This is a genomic window from Sphingomonas pruni NBRC 15498 (assembly GCF_001598455.1).
Lineage (GTDB): Bacteria > Pseudomonadota > Alphaproteobacteria > Sphingomonadales > Sphingomonadaceae > Sphingomonas > Sphingomonas pruni.
Window position 1 is genome coordinate 1 of sequence record NZ_BCYZ01000157.1, and the last position, 1,198, is coordinate 1,198.

At 66.0% G+C, this 1,198-nt stretch carries 2 pseudogenes; both read right to left on the minus strand.

Going from position 1 to position 1,198, the window contains the following annotated elements:
• Positions 1 to 802 (minus strand): annotated as a pseudogene (locus SPR01S_RS21930) (methyl-accepting chemotaxis protein); the annotation flags it as partial.
• 17 nt (positions 803 to 819) lie between these two features.
• Positions 820 to 1,198, minus strand: a pseudogene (locus tag SPR01S_RS21010) (methyl-accepting chemotaxis protein); the annotation flags it as partial.

Here is a 1,198-nt window from a genome sequence, read left to right on the forward strand (position 1 = left end):
AGCTGGCGCGCGTCGCGATCTCGGCGGCTACCTCGACTTCGGTCCGGGCATCCTCGATCGCGCGGATCAATCCGGCCGCGGTTTGTGCCGCCTCGCGCATCGCCACTGCCGATTGCTCGGCTGCCGCCGCGACTTCGGCGGTCTTGTCGAGCATGCCCTGTGCCGAATTGGAGGTGCGTGCCGCCTGGCCGCGGATCTTGTTGCCGAGTTGCGCGGTGCCTTCGATCGACGCGGCGATCGATTCGCGGAATTTCTGCGAGCTTTCCAGCCGCGCTTCCTGCGCGCGGGTGCTGACCAGATGGCTGACATAGCTGGTCAGCAAATGCGCCTCGACCAGCGACACGCGCTGCATCACATCGGCATAGCGCGCCATGCGCGCGCCATCCTGGGCGCACGCTTCACCGACGACGCGGAACGTCGCCTGGTGCGCCGCGGCGAGCGACGAAAGCAACGGAGCAAGCGAGACGCCGGCACGGTCCGCGTCGCGGGCATGGGCGCAGGCCATCGCCTTCCATTCGCGGCCCAGCGGGTGCTCGAACTTGGCGCGCATATAGGCGACACTGCCGACGACCTGCGCCGCGAACTTCTCCGGCGTGTAATAGGATCGGACATGCGCGGTCGCGGGATGCGCGACATAATGATCCCAGAAGACGCGGCAGATGCTCTCGTAATGCTGGTCGATGATCGGGACGATCTCGGCGCAGATCGGTGCGACCTGCCCATCCCAGTCGAATGGGGGGAGGTCACGCTTGAGCGCTGCTCTCAATTCGTCGGGCCAGACGACCGGCGGAGTTTCTCCCACGTTTTCCTCTCCTGGGTTCATGCCGCGACCTTGGCGACGAAGTCGCTGGCGCTGGCCTTGAGTTGCCCGAGCTGACCGTCGAGCGAATCGAATCCCTTGCCGACGCCGTCGATTTCGTTGGCGACGGCTTCGGTATCCTCGCGGATGGTGGCGATGGTGTTCGACATCGAATCGGCGGCAAGCGCGGTCTCGTCGACCGCGGCGGTGATCGCCGTGACGGTCTGCGCCTGCGCTTCCATCGCGAAGCGGATGCGGTTGGCGCTTTCCTGCACCTCGGCGACGGTGGTCTTGATCGACGCGTTGGTATCGACGGTGGAACGAGTGGCGGACTGGATCGCGGCGATCTTGGCGGCGATGTCGTCGGTCGCGCGTGCGGTCTGGTTGGCCAGGCTCTTT